Here is a 2,190-nt window from a genome sequence, read left to right as displayed (position 1 = left end):
GTGTCGAAGCGCGCCGCCAGCGCATCATAGAGCAGCAGCCGGCCGACCAGCGGCTCGCCAATGCCGGTGATCAGCTTGATCGCCTCCATCGCCTGCAGCGTACCGACGACGCCGGTCAGCGCGCCAAGCACGCCGGCTTCGGCACAGGACGGCACCAGGCCCGGCGGCGGCGCCTCGGGAAACAGATCGCGATAGCTTGGGTTGGGCTTGCCGTCCCTGCCGTCTTCGAATGGCTTCAGCACCGTTACCGAACCATCGAAGCGTCCGACGGCGGCATGCACCAGCGGCTTGCCTTCGCTCGCGCAGGCATCGGCCACGGCATAGCGCGTTTCGAAATTGTCGGAACCGTCGACGACGATGTCATAGCGGGCGACGAGGGCGGGCGCATTGTCCGTGGTCAGCCGGAACGTATGCGGTTCGACTGTGGTGTTGGGATTGATGCGAGCGATTGCCGCCTTGGCGCTATCGGTCTTCAGCAGGCCGACAGTGTCGGTACCGTGAATGACCTGGCGCTGCAGGTTGGACAGCGAAACGGTGTCGTCATCGATCACGCCGAGTGTGCCGACGCCGGCGGCGGCAAGATATTCAAGCACCGGCGCGCCCAGTCCGCCAGCGCCGATGACCAGCACCCGGGCCTGTTTCAGCCTTTGCTGGCCGGCGCCGCCGATCTCCGGCAGCACGATGTGGCGGGCATAGCGTTCGATCTCGTCTGCGGTCAGGGCGGCAGTGGTCATTGCCTGATCATACAGGGACTGAAAAACCTTGTCAGGGGCCAACGCACCTGTTGATGTCGCCCAGGAACACGAGGCACAATGGTCTAGATCGTTGGCCCAACTGTCCCATGGTCGACAGTCAGGAATTGCGCGCGCCCCTGGAGACTGGAAAACAGCGCAGCATCGGTTCCTGTCATGAACGCCTGGCAGTTCAGTTCCTCCAGGATGGAGAACAGCGCCGCGCGCCGCCGGCTGTCGAGATGCGCGGCGATCTCGTCGAGCAACAGGATCGGCGTCATGCCCGACATTTCGCCGGTCAGCCTTGCGTGCGACAGCACGATGCCGACCAGCAGTGCCTTCTGCTCGCCGGTCGAGCAGAGTTCGGCCGGCATCGCCTTGGGGCGGTGTCGAACCACCAGATCCGAACGGTGCGGGCCGTCGAGGGTGCGCCCGGCGGCGCGATCGCGCTCACGGCCCCCGGCAAGCGTCCGACGGAAGCGCTCCTCGACATCGACCGCCGGCGCGGCGGCGATTTCGGCTTCCAGATCGCCCGAAAGGCCGATATCGGCCCGCGGAAATGGTCCCGTGTCGGGCAGCCTGTCGATCATGGTGGCGAGCAGCCGCACCATTTCGGCCCGCGCCGCGGCTATCGCCACACCGGTTTCGGCCATCTGCGTCTCGATAGCGTCGAACCAGCGGTCGTCCCGGGAGTTTTCGGTAAGCAGCCGGTTACGACCGCGCATAGCCTTCTCGTAGTCGATCGCACGTTGCCCGTGCCCGGGATCGATCGCCAGCACGAGCCGATCGAGAAATCGCCGGCGATCCGCGGCCGGTCCGGTGAACAACGCGTCCATGGCTGGCGTCAGCCACACCACGCGCAGCCATTCCAGCATGTCCTCGGCCGAGCGCGCCGACGCTCCGTTGATGCGCACCCGCCTGCCGCCTTCGCCGGCGGTGTCGCCGCCGGAAATGCCTGTTCCGATCTCGACCTGGCCGTCAGGTCCGTCGAGCCGGGCATGCAATGCAAAGCCGCCGTCGCCGCCCTCGCGTGCGACATCCACGTAAGGGGCGCGGCGCAAACCACGCCCCGGTGTCAAAAGGGAGATTGCTTCGAGGAGATTGGTTTTGCCGGCGCCGTTGTCGCCGGAAAAAACCACGGCACCTGGCGCCAGATCGATCGTCAGCGCCGCGTAGTTTCGGAAATTGGTAAGTGTAAGCTTACTTATGTGGTTCTGTGCCGGCAACCGCTATCCGCCTATAGAGCGTTCCATCGTTTCACGGAAACGCAAAACCAATCTATCTCTTTGTTTTAACGCAATTCCCAAGGGAAAGCGCTATGCGCTTTTCCCGGGAAAACCGCTTCACACTTTTCCTGGAATTGCTCTAGAAGTTGCCGTAAATATCGCGCTTGCCGGTCCACAACAGGACCGAAGTGCTGACACCGTGCCGCTACACCCGCATCGGCATCAGCACATAG

2 protein-coding genes are annotated in these 2,190 nt (G+C 64.0%); both read right to left on the bottom strand.

What is annotated here, in order from left to right; all coding sequences use genetic code 11:
* Positions 1-734 (bottom strand): molybdopterin-synthase adenylyltransferase MoeB (locus EN893_RS30140; RefSeq protein WP_164901241.1); only part of this gene is annotated, 734 nt, incomplete at its 3' end.
* Between the two features lie 83 nt (positions 735-817).
* On the bottom strand, positions 818-1,957 hold the full coding sequence (gene recF / locus EN893_RS30135) for a DNA replication/repair protein RecF (RefSeq protein WP_127268057.1): 1,140 nt from the start codon (positions 1,955-1,957) through the stop codon (positions 818-820).
* Positions 1,958-2,190: the final 233 nt, after the last annotated feature.

This window comes from Mesorhizobium sp. M7A.F.Ca.CA.004.04.2.1, from assembly GCF_004022825.1.
Lineage (GTDB): Bacteria > Pseudomonadota > Alphaproteobacteria > Rhizobiales > Rhizobiaceae > Mesorhizobium.
Note: the sequence above shows the minus strand (reverse complement) of the source record. Positions and strands in the feature narration are given on the sequence as shown.